Source organism: Microcystis sp. T1-4 (assembly GCF_000297435.1).
Lineage (GTDB): Bacteria > Cyanobacteriota > Cyanobacteriia > Cyanobacteriales > Microcystaceae > Microcystis.
On sequence record NZ_CAIP01000323.1, the window covers coordinates 1 to 17,646 of the forward strand.

Annotated in this window: 15 protein-coding genes; 10 read left to right on the forward strand and 5 right to left on the reverse strand. The window is 42.3% G+C overall.

Annotated elements, in window-relative coordinates:
* Positions 1 to 57: 57 nt before the first annotated feature.
* On the forward strand, positions 58 to 417 hold the full coding sequence (locus tag MICAI_RS16705; RefSeq protein ID WP_008204840.1) for a hypothetical protein: 360 nt from the start codon (positions 58 to 60) through the stop codon (positions 415 to 417).
* Here the strand turns inward: MICAI_RS16705 and nblS are convergent.
* The 3 genes from nblS to MICAI_RS16720 form a co-directional block, all read right to left on the reverse strand.
* The gene (nblS, locus tag MICAI_RS16710; RefSeq protein ID WP_008204843.1) at positions 398 to 2,389 is read right to left on the reverse strand and encodes a two-component system sensor histidine kinase NblS; all 1,992 of its coding nucleotides are present in this window, start codon (positions 2,387 to 2,389) and stop codon (positions 398 to 400) included. The two genes, MICAI_RS16705 and nblS, sit on opposite strands and share 20 nt — an antisense overlap.
* A 115-nt stretch (positions 2,390 to 2,504) precedes the next feature.
* Positions 2,505 to 2,852 (reverse strand): DUF4359 domain-containing protein, encoded by a 348-nt coding sequence (locus tag MICAI_RS16715; protein WP_002737573.1) that lies wholly within the window; start codon positions 2,850 to 2,852, stop codon positions 2,505 to 2,507.
* A 75-nt stretch (positions 2,853 to 2,927) separates the two neighbouring features.
* A complete protein-coding gene (locus tag MICAI_RS16720; RefSeq protein WP_002800600.1) occupies positions 2,928 to 3,107 on the reverse strand; it encodes a hypothetical protein in 180 nt (59 codons plus the stop codon).
* Positions 3,108 to 3,392: 285 nt separating this feature from the next.
* Between MICAI_RS16720 and MICAI_RS16725 the strand changes: the two genes are divergently transcribed.
* From MICAI_RS16725 to MICAI_RS16740, 4 genes are all read left to right on the forward strand, one after another.
* A complete protein-coding gene (locus MICAI_RS16725) occupies positions 3,393 to 4,526 on the forward strand; it encodes a glycosyltransferase (protein WP_008204849.1) in 1,134 nt (377 codons plus the stop codon).
* 251 nt (positions 4,527 to 4,777) lie between these two features.
* Positions 4,778 to 5,977, forward strand: a complete 1,200-nt coding sequence (locus MICAI_RS16730) for a hypothetical protein (protein WP_008204851.1) — start codon at positions 4,778 to 4,780, stop codon at positions 5,975 to 5,977.
* 6 nt (positions 5,978 to 5,983) lie between these two features.
* Entirely contained in the window at positions 5,984 to 9,286 is a 3,303-nt protein-coding gene (locus tag MICAI_RS16735) for an efflux RND transporter permease subunit (protein WP_008204853.1), read from the forward strand.
* Positions 9,287 to 9,460: 174 nt separating this feature from the next.
* Positions 9,461 to 11,026 carry a cation:proton antiporter gene (locus MICAI_RS16740; RefSeq protein ID WP_008204855.1) on the forward strand — a complete coding sequence of 522 codons (1,566 nt, stop codon included), beginning with the start codon at positions 9,461 to 9,463 and terminating at the stop codon, positions 11,024 to 11,026.
* 235 nt (positions 11,027 to 11,261) lie between these two features.
* On the opposite strand, the gene MICAI_RS16745 is transcribed toward MICAI_RS16740, so the two are convergent.
* Positions 11,262 to 12,011, reverse strand: a complete 750-nt coding sequence (locus tag MICAI_RS16745; RefSeq protein WP_002784428.1) for an amino acid ABC transporter ATP-binding protein — start codon at positions 12,009 to 12,011, stop codon at positions 11,262 to 11,264.
* Between the two features lie 12 nt (positions 12,012 to 12,023).
* Positions 12,024 to 12,473, reverse strand: coding sequence for a DUF29 domain-containing protein (locus tag MICAI_RS16750; RefSeq protein WP_008204861.1), 450 nt, complete (start codon positions 12,471 to 12,473; stop codon positions 12,024 to 12,026).
* A 199-nt stretch (positions 12,474 to 12,672) separates the two neighbouring features.
* On the opposite strand from MICAI_RS16750, the gene MICAI_RS16755 reads away from it, so the two are divergent.
* From MICAI_RS16755 to grrP, 5 genes are all read left to right on the forward strand, one after another.
* The gene (locus tag MICAI_RS16755) at positions 12,673 to 13,743 is read left to right on the forward strand and encodes a type I restriction endonuclease (protein WP_008204863.1); all 1,071 of its coding nucleotides are present in this window, start codon (positions 12,673 to 12,675) and stop codon (positions 13,741 to 13,743) included.
* 327 nt (positions 13,744 to 14,070) lie between these two features.
* Positions 14,071 to 14,358 carry a hypothetical protein gene (locus MICAI_RS24225; RefSeq protein ID WP_008204865.1) on the forward strand — a complete coding sequence of 96 codons (288 nt, stop codon included), beginning with the start codon at positions 14,071 to 14,073 and terminating at the stop codon, positions 14,356 to 14,358.
* 95 nt (positions 14,359 to 14,453) lie between these two features.
* Entirely contained in the window at positions 14,454 to 15,413 is a 960-nt protein-coding gene (locus tag MICAI_RS16760; RefSeq protein ID WP_039900424.1) for a NodZ family protein, read from the forward strand.
* Positions 15,414 to 15,486: 73 nt separating this feature from the next.
* Positions 15,487 to 16,656, forward strand: coding sequence for a PQQ-dependent sugar dehydrogenase (locus MICAI_RS16765; RefSeq protein ID WP_039900426.1), 1,170 nt, complete (start codon positions 15,487 to 15,489; stop codon positions 16,654 to 16,656).
* Positions 16,657 to 16,744: 88 nt separating this feature from the next.
* On the forward strand, positions 16,745 to 17,644 hold the full coding sequence (gene grrP / locus MICAI_RS16770) for an extracellular substrate binding-like orphan protein GrrP (RefSeq protein ID WP_008204870.1): 900 nt from the start codon (positions 16,745 to 16,747) through the stop codon (positions 17,642 to 17,644).
* Positions 17,645 to 17,646: the final 2 nt, after the last annotated feature.

Genomic DNA, 17,646 nt, shown 5'->3' on the forward strand with positions numbered 1-17,646 from the left:
ATAGGCGGGGGGATCTACCTTAGCAATGACAATCCTCAAAGGGAAAATTTAGCGATCATGATTACCTGTCCTCGTTGTCAGCACAAGGTCGATAGTCAAGCCTTACAATGTCCCTACTGTGCTAATATTTTCAAGGCCTATGGTCATCCCGGTATGACCCTACATCAAGCCGTCACGGGTGAGTTTTTATGTGAAACCTGTCTTTATCATGGCGATGATAGCTGTAATTTTCCCCAACGTCCCTACGCTACCAGTTGCACTTTATACAAAAATAGCCAAATAATAGCCGAAAAAATTCCTCCTCTCCCGCTGCCTAGGGTTTTTAAAAATTGGTGTCTCAGAAATAAGGGATTATTGCTATTATTAACCCTGATTTTGGCCAGTATTGCTTTGGCTTTTATAAACTCACGTCGTTAATTTTTTTGCTGGCGATCAAGCCTTGATATAGGTCTAGATCGAACCAGAAAGTTGTGCCAATTCCCACTTCACTAATCAGATTAATTTGACTATAGTGTTTTTCAATAATATTTTTAACTATCGATAATCCTAATCCCGTCCCTTCTAGGGTATGAACGCGATTTTCTACCCGATAGAAGCGATCGAATATGGCACTTTGATCCTCGGCATCGATGCCAATACCAGTATCGGATACTTCTACGCGAATTTTGAGAGTTTCTTGGGGATTATCTCTGCTTATTTTATAGGCACGGATCACCACTTTACCGCCGGCAGGAGTAAATTTTAGGGAGTTACCAACTAGATTAGTTAATACCTGTAAGAGTAGATCATAATGGCCTAAAATTGGTAGTAAATTGGCTTCAATTTCCGAGCTTAATTCTAGTCCTTTATCCCTAGCATTGAGTTGATAGGTTCTTAGGGTTTGTTCGATTAATTGTCCGATATCGAGCGCATCTAAGTTATAGTTACGCGAGGATTCTAACCGAGAAAGATCGAGAACATCATTAACTAAACGAGTTAAGCGATCGGTTTCATGATTCGCGGTTTCTAAAAACTCTCTTTTTTCTGTATCGCTGAGATCCTCACCAAATTCTGTCAGGGTTTCAATAAAAGATTTGATGTTAAATAAAGGTGTTCTTAACTCATGGGAAACATTGCTAATAAATTGACTTTTTGCCTCATTTAATTCTGTTTCTCTGGTGATATCCTGTAGCGTCATGGCAATTCCCCGGACATTCTCCCGATACTGATCGAATACCTGAGTTAACAAAATGCGAATTGTGCAGGGTTTCGGGTAAGTTAAAGATAATCTAAATTCCGCTGGGGCATAGTTATTATTTTCCTGATTAATAACAGCATTTTTCTGATTTTGATTAGCGGTTTCTTCATTCTGGAGTGGTTCTCCCGCCGCAATTTGATAGAGGGGTTTAGTTAGTTTAACGGTTAACTCCGAGGGAAAAAGATGTAAAACATTTTTACCGATAATTTCCCGATCTTCCCAGCCAAATATTTCCCGAGCTGCTGGATTAATTAATAATAATTGAAAGTTAGTATCTAAGAGAATTGCTCCATCAGCAATAGTGGACATTAACGTATCTAGTTTCGCTTTTTCGGCGGTCATTTCTTCGATATTTTGTTCCTCGTATCGCTCCAATTTTTCCGCCATTTCATTAAAACTGAGAATTAATTCCCCTAACTCTCCTCCCAGGGGTAAATCAACGCGCTGCTTAAAATTTCCCGCTGCAATATTTTTTACCCCGACTAATAACTCCTTGATCGGTTTGGTGATAGTTAAAGCATTAAAAACTGCCCCGAGAATCACCATAGCCCAAATCGAGACAAAAACGGCAATAGTAACATCACGGGTTAGATTAGAAGAAGCCACCACAATAGCGTTAGGATTGATCCCGATCGCTAACACTCCCAAATATTTGCCTTCATGATTTAAGGGAACAAAGACATCGGTGACTTCACCGTCGGGGGTTTTATGCTGACGGATGAGGGGAGTTTCCCCATTTTCGCCATAATTTTCTGGTAATTGAATGCGACGCTCGATCGTCAGGGAGTTCTTAACTTCGGCGGTAGAATAGGGAATACCGAAAAATATTTCACCCTCCTCGTTAGCGTAGATTAAATAACGAACACTGGAGGTACTACTATAAAAACGGGCTGAAAAACGGGCTAAATCGGTTAAATTGTCCTCAGCAATGAGGGGGGAGACATTCGCGGCTAATAACAGCCCTAAATCCCGGCCAAAACGGGTATCATTGAGACGCACATCCTGCTGGATCGTGTTAACCGCCCAAAAGGTTAAACCACTCATCAACAAAGAAACGGCTAAAGTAGCCGCAGCCATTAATTTAGTTTGGAGGGTGAATTCGGACCACCAACGGGCGATCGCTTTTCGGAGAATGGGCAGAAAATTAAACACGGTTAGGCAGCATTAATCTGTATTCTTGACGACTCTATCGCTTAAATCGCGGGTTAACACGATCATCTTAACTCATTATTAAGCTGGTAGCCGTTAAACCAGCACTAATCAAAGCCTAAGTCTCCGAGAAAGTTAAGAAATGCCCAAAAGCGCCAATAGTTCTAATTTTAGCCACCCCCGGTACTTCTGTGGTGTAAATACTGAACACACCTAAATTTTGCCGTTGACTAGAGGTTTCGATCGCTGGTTTTAAGATTTGATTTTTGATCACATTTCTGGCTGCCACTGGCAAAGAATCGATCGAGTCACAGAGACTGATTTTCTCGCAAGCAATTTTGTCGGCATGAGCGAGGAGTTTTTCGGCGGCGTATTCGCTGTAAAGTTCTTGGGGGGGATTGGTAAATCCCATAATCCCCGCTATTACCCCCAGGGCGATCGCTCCCTTGAAGAAATTACCCCCCATAGCTACTTAGCTCCTTGATTTTGTCTTCTCACTCTAATTTTGACAAGACATTTTCGATCCGGCTAGGGGGCAGTGTTAATTTCTTAAACCAATACCGGGTGCATAGCACTCTAGTACATTTCCTGTGAGACTGCAGCTAATTAACAGATAATCACAGTGAGAACAGGCGGTGCTAACGAGATGGTGTTCTAAAATATGCTGTCTTTCGGCAAAATTTCCACAATTAGGACAGCGCACTTGTTGCAGGGTGATCATAGCAAACCTCATTAATTAGTTATCTTCTGTATATCAAGCTAGTTTTTCTTGATCCCAATCGGTTTAAGTCTATTTTTTCCTTGATCCCCATTATGAACTCGATCATCTGATCTTGCTAGTAATTTTTACTAAACTTTGCAATTTTTCTGGAAAATTTTAATAATTTCTTTCTGGTGTTTTTTACCTTGATCGGATAGGTATCGGTAATTTTGGGGAAGAGAAAACCAGAAAGTGAACTATTGATCCCTTACTGCTATAATTACGGCTGAGATTATTGATTATCCTATGAAGTACGCTCTGGTTCACGAGTGGTTAACCCCAAAGGCGACGGGGGGATCGGAATTAGTGGTTAGGGAGATTTTACAATGTCTAGAGGCGGATTTATACGCTTTGATCGATTTTGAGTCCACTAATCCCGATAGTTATCTCTATGGTCGCTCGATCGGGACAACTTTTCTGCAAAACTTCCCGAAAGCGAGAAATGGCGTACAAAAATACTTACCTTTTCTTCCCCTAGCGATCGAGCAGTTAAATTTAGAGGATTATGATATGATTTTATCCTCCTCCCATTGTGTGGCTAAAGGGGTGTTAATTCGACCGGATCAGGTGCACATTTGTTATTGTCACACTCCGATGCGTTATGCTTGGGATTTAACTTTTGACTATCTGGCTAATAGTAAGTTAGGACAGGGATTACCCGGTATTTTCACCCGTTATCTTTTGCATGGTTTGCGTCAGTGGGATGTGATTTCTGCTAATCGTGTGGACTATTTTCTGGCTAATTCCCACCACACCGCTAGACGAATTTGGCGCTGTTATCGACGGGAGGCAAAAGTTATTTATCCTCCCGTACAAATTGAGCGTTTTCCCTACCAAGAGAAAAAAGAAGATTTTTATTTAGTAGTCTCTCGTTTGGTTAGTTATAAAAAAGTCCCTTTAATTGTGGAGGCATTTAATCAATTGGGATTACCCCTAGTGGTTATTGGAGATGGTCCCCAGATGGCTTTAATCCGACATTTAGCAAGGGATAACATTCAGATTTTAGGGGCAGTGTCCGATCGAATGGTAGCAGAATATATGTCGAAAGCAAAAGCGTTTATTTATGCTGCTTGTGAGGATTTTGGTATTGCTTTAGTGGAAGCGCAAGCTTGTGGTACTCCCGTGATTGCATTTGCTGCCGGAGGTGCTTTAGAAACCGTGCGAGATCTGCGGGAAAATTCTCCCCAGGGAACAGGATTACTTTTTGGGGAACAAAATCCCCAATCTTTGGTAGAAGCAGTTAAATATTTTGTTGATCACGCTGATAAAATTGCTCCAGAAAATTGTCGGCAACAGGCTAATAGATTTACTCCTGAAATCTTTCAAAGTAACTATAGTTTATTTGTCGAGGAACATTCAATCTCTAAAATTTATTGCTAAATTTAATGATAGCCTTTATCTTAAGGGAGAGCTAGGAGGTTTTCGTTTTAGGGAGTCAGTCATCGGTCGTCGATAACAAATTAGGTTACAATTTATTTTGATGAGAAACGTTGTATTTCCTCAATGGTGGGAGTGCATCACCTGCGCTCAAAATGTAATAATATTATGGATATTTCTCGAAAGTAGATATCTAGCCAACGCTGATAGCTTACCGTGGTGATTGTGATGACAGAAAAGCGAGGATTATAGCCGTGCCTTGGAATCGAGTTAATCAATGGGTAGAAAGACGCTCTTTAGTGGCCTTAGAATCAGCTTATCAGAGAGCGCTGAAAATTAAAGCGATCGAAGATAAACATTTTGGGGGACAAAAAATTTCCCCGGCTGCCGTGGGAGGAAAAAGTGTTTATGATTACTTTCAAAGTACCCTAGAGCGAGAATTATTACAGATACGTCTCGATTTAACTCAAGTGCGTCTGGGTAATTTTATCAATCCGCAAACTAACCCAGAAAATAATAACATCCTAGAGACTTTAAAGGCGATCGAGGATATTATCGGTAAATATCGCCTAGACTTAGGGGAATTGCTGCCCCCATTACCGAATAATCAAACCCCAAATCTGCCTAATACCAATCTCACCGATGATAAACCCAGGGATAAAGATAACCAGATAATTTCTCCTGCAACTGGTAATAAATTTTTTAACTTCCAGCAAGAATTAACCCCCGAATACGAACAAACCGTTATTAAACAACTCCGTACCTTGCGACAACAGCAACGGATTGCTATTCGTTTTATCCTGATTATTATTTTAGTTCCTCTCTTGGTGCAGGTTATTAGTAGGAACTTTATTTTTAGCCCTGTTTTAAACTATTTTGGTGTGGATAGAGCGAAAATATCAGAAGTTTATATTTCTCAAGAAATTGGCGAAAAATATCTCAGGGAATTTGCTAGACTTCAAGAAATTGAAGAAATCAAGCACGTCTTAGGAGTAGCAAAAGTAGGGAATGAATCAGAAGAAACCTTTCGGGAACAGGTGCAAGAATTATTCAGAGAAGCTGGTTATGAAAGTCAAGATGGTTGGAAAAACTTACTATCGGATCTCACGGGATTAATAGCCTTTATTTCGATCTTAATTTTTGGTCGTCAACAATTGGCAATTACGCGAGCTTATGTTAGTCGCTATTTTCTCAGCTTAAATGATATCACCAAAGCCTTTATTTTTATTCTCTTTACCGATATATTTGTCGGTTTTCATTCGGCGGAGGGTTGGACGGTAATCTTAGAAACTTTGTTCCGGCACTTTGGTTGGCGCGAGAATATTACATTTATTAGCTTGTTTGTGGCCACTGTTCCCGTTATCCTAGATACCATCTTTAAACTATTAATATTTAATTATCTGACTCGTAAATCTCCCACCGCCGCAACTATCCTAGAAAAAATGAACCAGTAACGCCCTATGATCCTCAGTATTGCCGATACCTTCATTAAAAGACCCGTTCTGACCACAGTTTGCTCGATTTTAATCGTTTTGATCGGAGCGATCGCTGTTCCCTTTTTACCCCTAGAAAAACTGCCCCAGTTGGCATTTATTCAGGTAGCGGTAAATGCCAACTATTTGGGAACCGATGCCAAAACCGTACAGGATAACGTTACCACGGTACTCGATCGCCAGATTAACGGGACAGAACAGATTGTTTATATGCAGTCCCAGAGTACCAACACCGGACAAAGTACGGTGAATGTCTTTTTCCCGGTGGAAATGGATCGGAACATTGCCCAAGTCTTGGTACAAAACCGTGTCAGTACCGCGGCCGCTAGTTTACCGGAGGAAGTGAACCGGCAGGGGGTGACAACTAATACCCAATCCCCCAGCGTTACCCTTGCCTACGGGATTTCCGCCAAACCGGACGAAAAGGGCAATTATCCCTACGATACGGTCTTTTTAAGTAACTTTGTCGATCGAGTCATCGATGCCGAGATTCGCCGGATCGAGGGTGTTGGTAGTACGACCATCATCGGGGAGAGGGAATACGCCCTGCGTTTTTGGCTTAATCCCGATGCTTTAGCCGCTAGGGGTGTATCGGCGGAACAAGTAGTACAGGCAATCCGAGAACAGAATATTCAGGTGGGTGCGGGGACAATTGGCGGTGATCCCAGTCCCGATGATCAGCAATTCCAGATCGCGATTCGCGCCGTTGGTAGGGTGGCCACCGGGGAGGAAGCAGAAAATATCGTCGTCAAAGTCGGGGAAAATGGCGATTTAATCCGAATTAAAGACGTGGGACGCGCAGAAATCGGAGCGGAAAACTACAGTACCGCCGCCTATTTCGACAAATCCCCCGCCGTCGTCTATATCGTCTATCAGTTGCCCGGTTCCAACGCTTGGAATACTGCCAAACTGGTAAAAGAAAAAATGGCGGAACTAGAACCGAGTTTTCCCCCGGGGTTAAATATCGCCATTACCCTCGATAATACCGCCTTTGTCGCCGCTTCCCTGGAAGAAGCCGTTGGCACTTTGGTGGAGGCGATTTTACTGGTTATTCTCGTCATTTTTATCTTCCTTCAGGATTGGCGCACCACGATCATTCCGGCGATCGCTATTCCCGTATCTTTGATCGGAACCATGGCCGTCGCCCTAGCTTTAGGCTATTCTCTCAATAACCTCTCCTTGTTTGCCGTCATTCTAGCCACCGGGTTAGTGGTGGACGACGGGATCGTGGTTGTAGAAGCGGTATCGGAAAAATTACGGCAGGGAATGCGGCCATTGCAAGCTGCCCTCGATGCCATGGGCGAGTTAACCTCGGCGGTGATCGCTAGTTCTCTTGTACTACTAGCGGTTTTTATTCCCGTCACCTTCTTCCCCGGTACGGTGGGGATCGTTTATCGACAATTTGCCGTCATCATCTCCGCTTCAATTATCATCTCCACCTTTAACGCCCTCAGTTTTTCCCCCACCATGTCGGCGATTATCATGAAAGCGCCCCAACGCACCCGCGGACCCTTGGGACTGTTTTTCGAGGGCTTTAATCGGGGTTTCAACGCAGTTAAAGAAGGTTATCGACGCTCGATCGAATTTCTGATCCGAGTTCGCTTTCTGGTTTTACCCTTCTTTATCGCCGCCCTCTTTCTCACAGCTTGGAGTTACAACACCACTCCCCAGGGTTTTATCCCCGAAGAAGACCAAGGTTATGCCTTCGTTTTGGTGCAAGCACCCCCCGGGGTTTCCCTGCGCTACACCGACCAGGTTATCCGTCAGATTAACGAAGAAATTCTCGACGGTATCGAAGAAATCGATCACTTTGTCGGTATGGCGGGCTTTAGTTTTGCTGGAAGTGGTAGCAACCAAGGGCTATTTTTTGTCAAGTTAAAAGAATGGTCGGAACGGCCCGGGGAAGATAAGTCAGTTTTCGGCATTCTCAGGAAAATTAACCGAGAATTAGCCACTAAAGTCCGAGATGCTCGCGCTTTCGCCGTTAATGCGCCCCCTGTGGATGGATTAAGTTCTACCGGCGGTTTCGAGTTATTTATCCAAAACCGCGCTTCTTTCCCTATGGATGCTTTGATTGCCAACGCTAATAACGTCATGGCCGAGGCCCGGACAAGACCGGAATTATCGGGAATTTTCACCCAATTTACCACCGACACGCCGATGCTGGAACTTTCCATCAATCGCAACCAGCTACAGGCCCAAAACGTCGATATGCAGGCCGTTTTCGGTACCCTGCAAACCTATCTCGGTTCCAACTTCGTCAACCAATTCGTCTTAGGCGATCGCTTGTATCGAGTCTTTGCCCAAGCAGAAGCGGATTATCGTTCTAATCCCGAAGATATCAACCGTCTTTACGTCCGTTCCCGTACCGGGGCCAATATTCCCCTATCGGGTTTAGTTAGCGTCAAACGCTTCACCTATCCACCGATTATCACTAACTTTAACCTCTATCCCTCGATTAACGTTCAGGGTAATCCCGCTCCCGGTTTTAGTACGGGACAGGCGATCGCAGTGATGGAAGATGTTTGTCGGAAAGTCCTGCAGCCCGGTTTCGGTTACGCTTGGACGGGTACGGCTTTCCAAGAAAAAACTTCCGCCGGGGCTGCCCCAATTATCTTCGGATTAGCCTTTATCGTGGTTTTCCTAGTACTCGCGGCCCAGTACGAAAGCTACATTGACCCGATTATCATCATGATTACCGTTCCCCTAGCGATCCTGGGTGCCATGGGGGCCATACTGTTGCGGGCGAATTTACTACAAGTGGGTAGTCTCTTCCCGACGGTGAATAATAATATCTATGCTCAGGTGGCTTTGGTCATGTTGATCGGTTTAGCGGCAAAAAATGCGATTTTAATCGTGGAATTCGCTAACCAGTCCCGTACTTTGGGTTTAAGTATTCCCGATGCGGCAGCCCGGGCCTCGACGGAACGCTTAAGACCGATTCTGATGACGGCTATTTCCGGTTTAGTCGGTTTCTTGCCCTTGGTTATCGCTTCCGGTGCCGGGGCGATGAGTCGTTGGTCCCTGGGAACTGCAATCCTAGGCGGTTATCTGATTTCCACGGTGTTGAGTTTATTTCTCGTCCCGGTGTTGTATGTGCTGATCAAACAGTTCGAGGCCCGATTCCTCTCCTCGAAACCCCCCAAAGATGGCGGTTCTGGCAATAGTAAAACTCCTTCTCTCGGTGGCGAAAGAAATACATCAGAAACCCCCATAGAAGAAGGGGTCATTTCCTCTTTGAAAATCTCTCCTCAGTCCCCGAATGACTAGGGTGTTAGGAGACTTTTTCAGTGATCAGTAATCAGTAATCAGTAAACAGTAATCACTGAAAAGAAAAAAGAAAGCCCCGCAATTGCCACTTAATACTGATAACTGATAACTGATAACTGATAACTGATAACTGATAACTGATAACTGATAACTGATAACTGATAACTGAAAATAATGAGTCTAGAATCTACTGCTAACGAGGCGATCGCTCATAATTTAGAGCAATTCCTGCTAGTTTTGACCATTTCCTTGAGTGTCGCCACTTTATCGAGAACCGTTGCCTTCCTCCGCAAAATTCCCTACACCCTGCTGTTAGTTATTGTCGGTATGGGTTTAGCTTTTTTAGATTTGCGTCTAGTTAATCTTTCCCCGGAATTAATTCTGGAAATTTTTCTGCCTCCCCTCCTTTTTGAAGCCGCTTGGAATATTCCTTGGGCTAAATTAAAGGAATATTGGGTTACTATCGTCCTTTTTGCCGTTATCGGGGTGATTATCTCCGTTTTGGGAGTCGCCTATCCCCTACATATTTTTGCCAATTTACCCCTATCGATCGCTTTTCTGTTGGGTGCTGCCCTAGCTGCCACCGATCCCGTCTCTGTGATTGCCCTATTTAAAGAATTGGGGGCCAGTAAAAAACTGACGATCCTGATGGAAGGGGAAAGTCTCTTTAATGATGGGGTCGCTGTGGTGGCTTTTGTCCTCTTGGTGGGGATTCCCTTGGGAGTCGATACCTTTTCCGTCCCCGTGACGATCGCTCGTTTCTGCACCTTTGTGGGGATTGGCATCGGTGTGGGTTGCGTGATCGGTTTCGGCATTTCCTACCTTACCCAACGCTTCGATCTGCCTTTTGTGGAACAGTCTCTCACCCTAGTTTCTGCCTATGGAACCTATCTCGTCACGGAAAAATTAGGCGGATCCGGTGTGATTGGGGTGGTAATTGTCGGGATTATTCTCGGTAATCTCGGTTCGCGCATTGGTATGAGTCCCCGCACGCGCCTGGTAGTTAGCGAATTTTGGGAATTTATCGCCTTTTTTGTCAATTCCATCATCTTTTTACTGATCGGTGATCAAACTCGTTTTGAGAGTCTCGGCAGTCACTTAACCGGGATTTTAATAGCGATCGCCGCTATGGTGGTTTCCCGTCTGTTCTCAATTTTTGGACTAGGGGGAATTAGTAACCTAATTACGGGTAATAGGATCAGTTTCAAGGAAAGAACGGTGTTATGGTGGGGAGGATTGCGCGGTTCGGTTTCGATCGCCCTAGCGTTAAGTGTTCCTACCTCTATCCCCTACCGTCAAGAAATTATTGACGTGGTTTTTGGGGTGGTTTTATTTACTTTATTGGTGCAAGGATTATCTATACAATGGCTGTTAAATGCCCTCAATCTTATTGGTGATCAACCGATTCGGAGCGAATATTCGGCCTTAATTGCTCGTCAGATTGCTTTAACTAGGGTGTCTAATTATCTGCAACAACCAGAACGTTTTCCCGATATCGATCCCGAATTTTATCGCGACAAAAAAACTCTGGTGGAAGGACAATTAAAGTCCTTGGGCGATCAGTTGCAAAAATTACTACAGGAAAACCCACAATTAAAAGACGTGGTGGCCGAACAATTTCAAGATACTTTACTTGATATCGAAGCTAATACCTACGCAGAACTAATTCGAGCCGGTCGTTTAAATGAAAATCTCGTTCCCCTTTTAGTCGAGGTAGAAAAAGAAAAAGAGATGGTTTAATCATAGATTTCTGGCAAAAATCCAAAATCTTCGGATATCTTATTCTTTGTGTGATGAGTTTAACTCACATAGGCTCGATCGATCTTTGTGTCCTCTGTGTCTCTGTGGTTCCTTCCACTCCCTCGCCAGCAGGACTGTATCTTAGAATACATTTTACCCACCAAATCCAAAAGAGCCGATATTTTGACTCGATAGCTGCTCGATAACTTAATTTTGCAGAGCAAGTCATGGAAAATCAAAGAATTTTTGCTAAAAATTGCTGAGTTCGATCGGATTGAGGATTATTAAAAAATTCTGCTGGGGGGGCAATTTCCAAAATTAAACCCTGATCCATAAATACCACTCGATCGGCCACTTCTCGCGCGAATCCTACCTCGTGGGTGACACAAACCATGGTCATCCCCGATTTGGCTAAACTTTGCATCGTTTCCAAGACTTCTCGCACCATTTCTGGGTCTAAAGCTGAGGTGGGTTCATCGAATAACATCACCTTCGGCTGCATGGCCAAAGCGCGAACGATCGCCACCCGCTGCTGTTGTCCTCCCGATAACTGAGGGGGATATTTAAGCGCTTGTTCGAGAATACCAACTTTTTCGAGGAGTTTTCTCGCTATTTCCTCCGCTTGCGCTTTTTTCCAACCGCGCACCCACATCGGCCCGAGGGTGACATTATCTAATACCGTCAGATGGGGAAATAGGTTAAATTGTTGAAAAACCATGCCAACTTCCTGACGGATTGCCTCGATATTTTTGAGGTTGTGGGACACAGTTATTCCGTCAATAATAATGCGGCCTTTTTGATAGGATTCTAACCCGTTAAAAGTGCGGATAAAGGTGGATTTTCCCGAACCAGACGGACCCATAATCACGACCACTTCCTGTTTATTCACAGTGAGATTGACTCCCCGCAAAGCATGAAAGCGGTTATCATACCATTTTTCCACAGCTTCGGCAATTATAATCGGTTCACTGTTGTGAGAGTCCATATTTTTGAGAGTTTATTGATTATCTGTATCGGGAAACCACTGTTTCTCAAGAATTTGTGTCAGAGAGTAGGGACAAATTATCGGTAAATTTTTTAATCCTGTCTTTTTTTCGGCAATTAAGCGGGCATTTTCATAGATATTCTCTAACTCTAGTTCTAGAAATTTGCTTAAATTGGTGGTGAGCTTATCTTCTAATTGTACTCGAACAGGGATAATCTCTGCCGCCCAATGATTACTATTTCTTTCTTTTTCTGTTGTCCAAAATTGATAAATTAGGAGATGGATTATTATTTGTAAACTTAAACTTTTAACAGCAGTTTTTTCGCTTCGTCCCAAAGCTGCCAACTCCTCGATTAAATGTTCGTAATCTACCCGATCGAACTGACGATTTTTTAATAACTCGATCGTCTCGCTTAACCAGCGATCATACTCCCGTTCATAAAGCTGTTCTAAAGCAAGCATTATCTTTGATCAAATGGCGACATAAGAAAAATAACCCGTTCCTAGAAATGATAGCACAAAATATCCGGATGGCACTGGATTAGTGTAAATATTTGTGAATCAATGATGATGACAGTAAAAAATGCTTGACCCTGATGTAAAAAAAAGGTTAAATTATGGTTAGGCTGAGAACCCACACATCCTAGATAATGAGGCTATCATGGAAATCGATAAACTCAAAGAAATTGCTCAAAAAGTTGAAACCTCTCGTTCTCAAATCCAAAACGAACAGGCAACCAAAACAGCTTTTATTATGCCTTTTTTGCAAGCATGGGGTTACGATGTGTTCAATCCCATGGAAGTTCACCCCGAATATAGTGCCGATTTAACTGGATTAAAAGGAGAAAAAGTAGATTATGCTATTTGTTTGGACAATCAACCGATTATTTTGATGGAATGTAAAAGCTGTCATCAAAATCTTGAGCATCCTAAACATAGTTCCCAACTGCATCGATATTTTAATGCAACTGGAGCTAACTTTGGAGTTTTAACTAATGGGATTATCTATCGGTTTTATACGGATATCGTCAAGGATAATATCATGGACAATAAGCCATTTTTTGAGTTTAACATTCTCGACTTTGACGACTCTTCTGTTAACGAATTAAAACGTTTTTCTAAATCTAGCACTAGCACATCTGACTTCAATTCTGGCAAAATAAAAGAGGCTGCTCGCAATTTATTGTACACCAAAGAAGTTAAAAAAGTGATTGCCCAGCAATTAAATGATCCTTCCCCCGAATTTGTTAAGTTTTTTGTTAGTCATGTGTATTCTGGAGTGAGAACTGCATTGGTTGTTGAAAAATTCACAGAAATTATTAAGCATTCTCTCAAAGAGTATATCAATGATATCATCAAAAAAACTGGACAAAATCCTCCTGATACACCAGCAGAAGATACTCCACCAGAAGAAACAGAGGAACCTGAAATTAATCCCGAAAAACTGGAAGTATTTTACATTATTAAATCAATTCTACGGGAAGAAATCAATACCGCACGGATTCAATACAAAGACACTAGAAGTTATTTTGGTATCAACTTAGATGGAAAACCAACTAAAACAGTCTGTCGTCTGTGCTTCAATGAAAAAACTGGCAAGAAATCAATCAGTATTCCCGATAACTTTGAAACTGGTAAAAAAGCAACCACGAATATAGACAGTCTTGATGAAATTTATGGAGTCGCTGAATTTCTGAAATCTCGCATCCGCTATCTGACTCAAGATACTTAGAGAAGCAGGTGAGAAAAAACATAAAGTATCTAAAATAATTATTCCTTATCCCTTTAATGACCGATAGGGGTTTTCAATGATATAATTTTTAGTAATCGCTAACTATGCAAAATTTTATCTAGGGATAGAAAGTTACGGTTAAGTAAGTGGTCATGAAAAGGAGACAGGAGATAGAACATTATAATAAAAGTTTTCTCTCCAGTTAAGGTCAAAAAATTCTAGCTGGGAGTTATCTAAGTGTGATCAAGCTTGACACAGTCAAATTAAGGTGTTACCATATTGGGCATGATTTGTGCAGATGTTAAAATTTTTGTTTTGCGGTAGTCTATGAATTTAACAAGTTTACCAATGTCTCTTGATGAGGTGCCTTTACCTAGTTCTTTGCCGCCAGTTATTTTAACAGTTTTTACTCGTTCCGACCTACTCAAGGAAGTTTTAAGTATCTTCTGGTTTCTGTGTGGAAACGAGGTTTATACTGATAGTTTCTTCCACAAAATAGTCCTAAAAGTATTGCCCAGTAAGCATTTAACCTTACATAAGCAAAAATTATCACACAAAGTCGAGAAGATCCGTTTTAAAGGGTTTAACCCAACAGATTCTATCTGCGTCGCCTAGAATTTGTGAAGCTATTTATGGCTCACTCCCCCTTTAGTTTGAAAAGAGCTCGCCGTCGCCTAGGTTTATAGTTTAGTAGATACTTAATAGAAAATATGAATAGCTCTAGAAAATTTCTGATTTGTAAAGGTTCCTCTGGCATGGGAAACCGAATTCTGGCCGCCTGTGGTGCAATAATCTATAGTGAAATTAGTAATCGCCAGTTAGTTATTGATTGGCGGGATAATACTTATTGTCATGACGATATCAACTCCTTCCCTCTATTTTTTAACTGTCCAAAGACCGTTTCAGTAGAATCTATACCTGATACCAAGTCTGTCTATCCTGAGATATGGATTGATAAGTTAGATCAATCTTTTGGTGGACTAAGAAAAGATTTAAGGATTTCGGATCAATCTATGTCGGTTGAATTATCTAGAACAAATTATGAGAGTGAGATTCTGGTTTTCTGTGCCTATACTCATAAAATCAACCAGATGAGACAACTCTTTCATGGGAAGTTCGATTACTTGGCAAAAATGGATGATCGTACTATTATCAAACAGGTATTAAACTCTCATCTAAGCCTGAAACCTGAAATTGTTCAGTCTATCGAAGATTTCCGATCATCTTACTTTGGAGTGAATACCCTAGGCGTTCATGTTAGATATACAGACATGAAGATTCCTTTAGATAAGCTAATTACTAATACTAAAAAAATCAACAAAAACAATAAATTTAACAGCATTTTCTTGGCGACAGATTCTCAAGAAGTTGTTGAAAAATTTCAAGAGGAGTTCCCAAATATTATCACCACACCAAAATGGTTTCCACCATCGGGAGAAAGAATGCACCAGAACTGGGATCAATGTCCTGATCGCGTTCAAAATGGCATAGAAGCATTAATGGATATGTATTTGTTAGCCAGTTGCAATGATTTGATTTTTTCTTCTCAGTCCTCCTTTGGTTTAGTGGCATCAATCCTAAGTAAAGCGAGGAAGCAACATCTCCACGATGTGAATTCTTCTTCATTCATTGAAAAAGTCAAAGCTAAAATTAGAGGTATTGTCAAATAGTTTGTACGAGCAATTAACCCGAACCAACCTTAATGATGTCTATGCCATGGCAAACTTGGGGAGTTACCAACTAATGCTTAATTCTTTCAATCGCCTTTTCTCGCCTTTAGTATCTAGCGTTTTAATTACCATAATTATCTCCAGTTGTCAAGGTGCAAATGTATTAACTTCGGCGAATAATTCCCAGAGAAATCAATGGCAAAAAGTGACCGTAATCGAGGGTTTAGAGCATCCCTGGTCGATGGTTTGGCTACCTAACGGGGAAATCCTGATCACAGAGCGTCCCGGTCGTTTAAGAGTGGTTAGAGAGGGCAAATTAGAACCAAAAGCCATCGCTGGAGTTCCCGAAGTTTTTGCCGTCGGACAAGGAGGATTGCTCGATGTGGCAATTCATCCCCAATTTGCCCAAAATCGCTGGATTTATCTAACTTATGCCCACGGAGACCAGGAGGCTAATCGTACCCGCGTCGCTCGTGCGGTTTATGATGGTACAAGTTTGCGAGATTTGCAGGTTATTTTTGAAGTTTCCCAGGCAAAAACCGGCTCTCAACACTTCGGTTCGCGGTTATTATGGCTACCGGATGGCACTTTATTGGTAGCGATTGGGGACGGGGGTAATCCTCCCCTACAATTAGCGGGAGATTTAATTAGAAAACAGTCCCAAAATCTGCAAAGTCATTTAGGTAAAATTATCCGCATCAATGACGATGGTTCTATACCGAAAGATAATCCTTTTGCGGGTTCTAAAATTTGGAGTTATGGCCATCGGAATATTCAAGGAATCAGCTTTGATCCGATGACTAGAAGAGTCTGGGCAACAGAACACGGAGCGAAAGGAGGGGATGAATTAAATTTAATTGAAAAAGGTAAAAATTATGGTTGGCCAGTGGTTTCTGCTAGTCAAGAGTACGGCACTAATACCCCGGTTTCCCGCGAAAAATCTCGCCCCGGTATGATCGATCCGAAAACAATTTGGACACCTGCGATCGCTCCTTCGGGATTGGTCTTTTATACCAGTAATCGTTTTCCTGATTGGCAGGGAAATTTATTCGCCGGTGGTTTAGTTTCCAGGGATATTCGCCGTCTGTCAGTGAATAAATCCGGTGAAATTATCAATCAAGAAGCGATTCCCATCGGTCAGAGGGTGCGGGATGTGCGTCAAGGTCCTGATGGATTTTTATACCTGCTCACCGATGAAGGTAACGGCCAATTAATTCGCCTTGAACCGCCATCTAATTTGTAAAAGTTCACAGAAATTATTATGGAAACCTTGAAGATTTTTTAGCGACTTCTAGTATAGTTATGTTTGTACGGGAGCAAGCACTCGATTTATGAAGAAAATTTTACAGTTAGTGGGACTGGGTTGCATATTACCTATGTTCCTCGCCAGTGCAAGTTTAGCGGAAACAGTGGTGGAAAAAGTGGCTCGCACGGGATTTTTGACCGTAGGAACCCGTTTTGATGCGATTCCCTACTCCTACATCAATGATAAGGGGGAATTAGTCGGCTATTCTATGGATGTGTTGGAACGAATTAGAAAACGATTGCAAACTCGTCTCGGTCGTCCCGTCACCCTGCAAATGGTGGAAGCGAACCAACCCGGAGAGAAAATTAATCTCATTCGTAGCGGGGACATCGATATCGCCTGTAGTACGGCTTTTACTTGGGAAAGGGCGAAAGTGGTCGATTTTTCCATCAGTTACAGCATTTCTGGGATTAGGATTTTAGCCAAAAAGGGTAGCAATCTCTCCACTCCTCAATCCCTAATCGGTAAACGCATCGCCTTGGTTCCCACTTCTGCGGCCGTGGATGTGATTAAATTAGTACAACCGCAGGCAACAATTGTTACTACCTACAGCACCGTAGAAGAAGCGATCGAAGCTTTAAAAACTGGTAAAATTGACGCAATAGCGGGGGATAGCATTTCTTTAGCGGGAACAATCCTCAGAGATAACCCTCAAGCTTACGAAATCGTCCCCGAAGAAGCTCTAGCTAATTTTGGCATTGCTTGCATGGTTCCTGAAAATAACTCTACTTTTTTGGATGATGTCAACTATGCCATTGTTAAAATGATGCAGGATTACATCACCAATGATACGGCCACCGTTAGTCAAATCGATCGCTGGTTCGGTAGTCAAGGCATGGTTCCCATCCCCCCAGAATTATTAAAGGGGTTTTTTGCCTTCAAAGTTATCGAACACGCCCAAATTAATCCCCAAGAAGCCAAATAGGA

Excerpts from the sequence above, each read along its gene's own strand:
- MICAI_RS16745 (WP_002784428.1), bottom strand. The coding sequence starts at position 12,011 with ATGGACTCTCACAACAGTGAACCGATTATAATTGCCGAAGCTGTGGAA.
- MICAI_RS24225 (WP_008204865.1), top strand. The coding sequence starts at position 14,071 with ATGAATTTAACAAGTTTACCAATGTCTCTTGATGAGGTGCCTTTACCT.
- MICAI_RS16720 (WP_002800600.1), bottom strand. The coding sequence starts at position 3,107 with ATGATCACCCTGCAACAAGTGCGCTGTCCTAATTGTGGAAATTTTGCC.
- MICAI_RS16760 (WP_039900424.1), top strand. The coding sequence starts at position 14,454 with ATGAATAGCTCTAGAAAATTTCTGATTTGTAAAGGTTCCTCTGGCATG.
- grrP (WP_008204870.1), top strand. The coding sequence starts at position 16,745 with ATGAAGAAAATTTTACAGTTAGTGGGACTGGGTTGCATATTACCTATG.
- MICAI_RS16755 (WP_008204863.1), top strand. The coding sequence starts at position 12,673 with ATGGAAATCGATAAACTCAAAGAAATTGCTCAAAAAGTTGAAACCTCT.
- MICAI_RS16750 (WP_008204861.1), bottom strand. The coding sequence starts at position 12,473 with ATGCTTGCTTTAGAACAGCTTTATGAACGGGAGTATGATCGCTGGTTA.
- MICAI_RS16725 (WP_008204849.1), top strand. The coding sequence starts at position 3,393 with ATGAAGTACGCTCTGGTTCACGAGTGGTTAACCCCAAAGGCGACGGGG.
- MICAI_RS16705 (WP_008204840.1), top strand. The coding sequence starts at position 58 with ATGATTACCTGTCCTCGTTGTCAGCACAAGGTCGATAGTCAAGCCTTA.
- MICAI_RS16765 (WP_039900426.1), top strand. The coding sequence starts at position 15,487 with ATGCTTAATTCTTTCAATCGCCTTTTCTCGCCTTTAGTATCTAGCGTT.
- MICAI_RS16735 (WP_008204853.1), top strand. The coding sequence starts at position 5,984 with ATGATCCTCAGTATTGCCGATACCTTCATTAAAAGACCCGTTCTGACC.
- MICAI_RS16740 (WP_008204855.1), top strand. The coding sequence starts at position 9,461 with ATGAGTCTAGAATCTACTGCTAACGAGGCGATCGCTCATAATTTAGAG.
- MICAI_RS16715 (WP_002737573.1), bottom strand. The coding sequence starts at position 2,852 with ATGGGGGGTAATTTCTTCAAGGGAGCGATCGCCCTGGGGGTAATAGCG.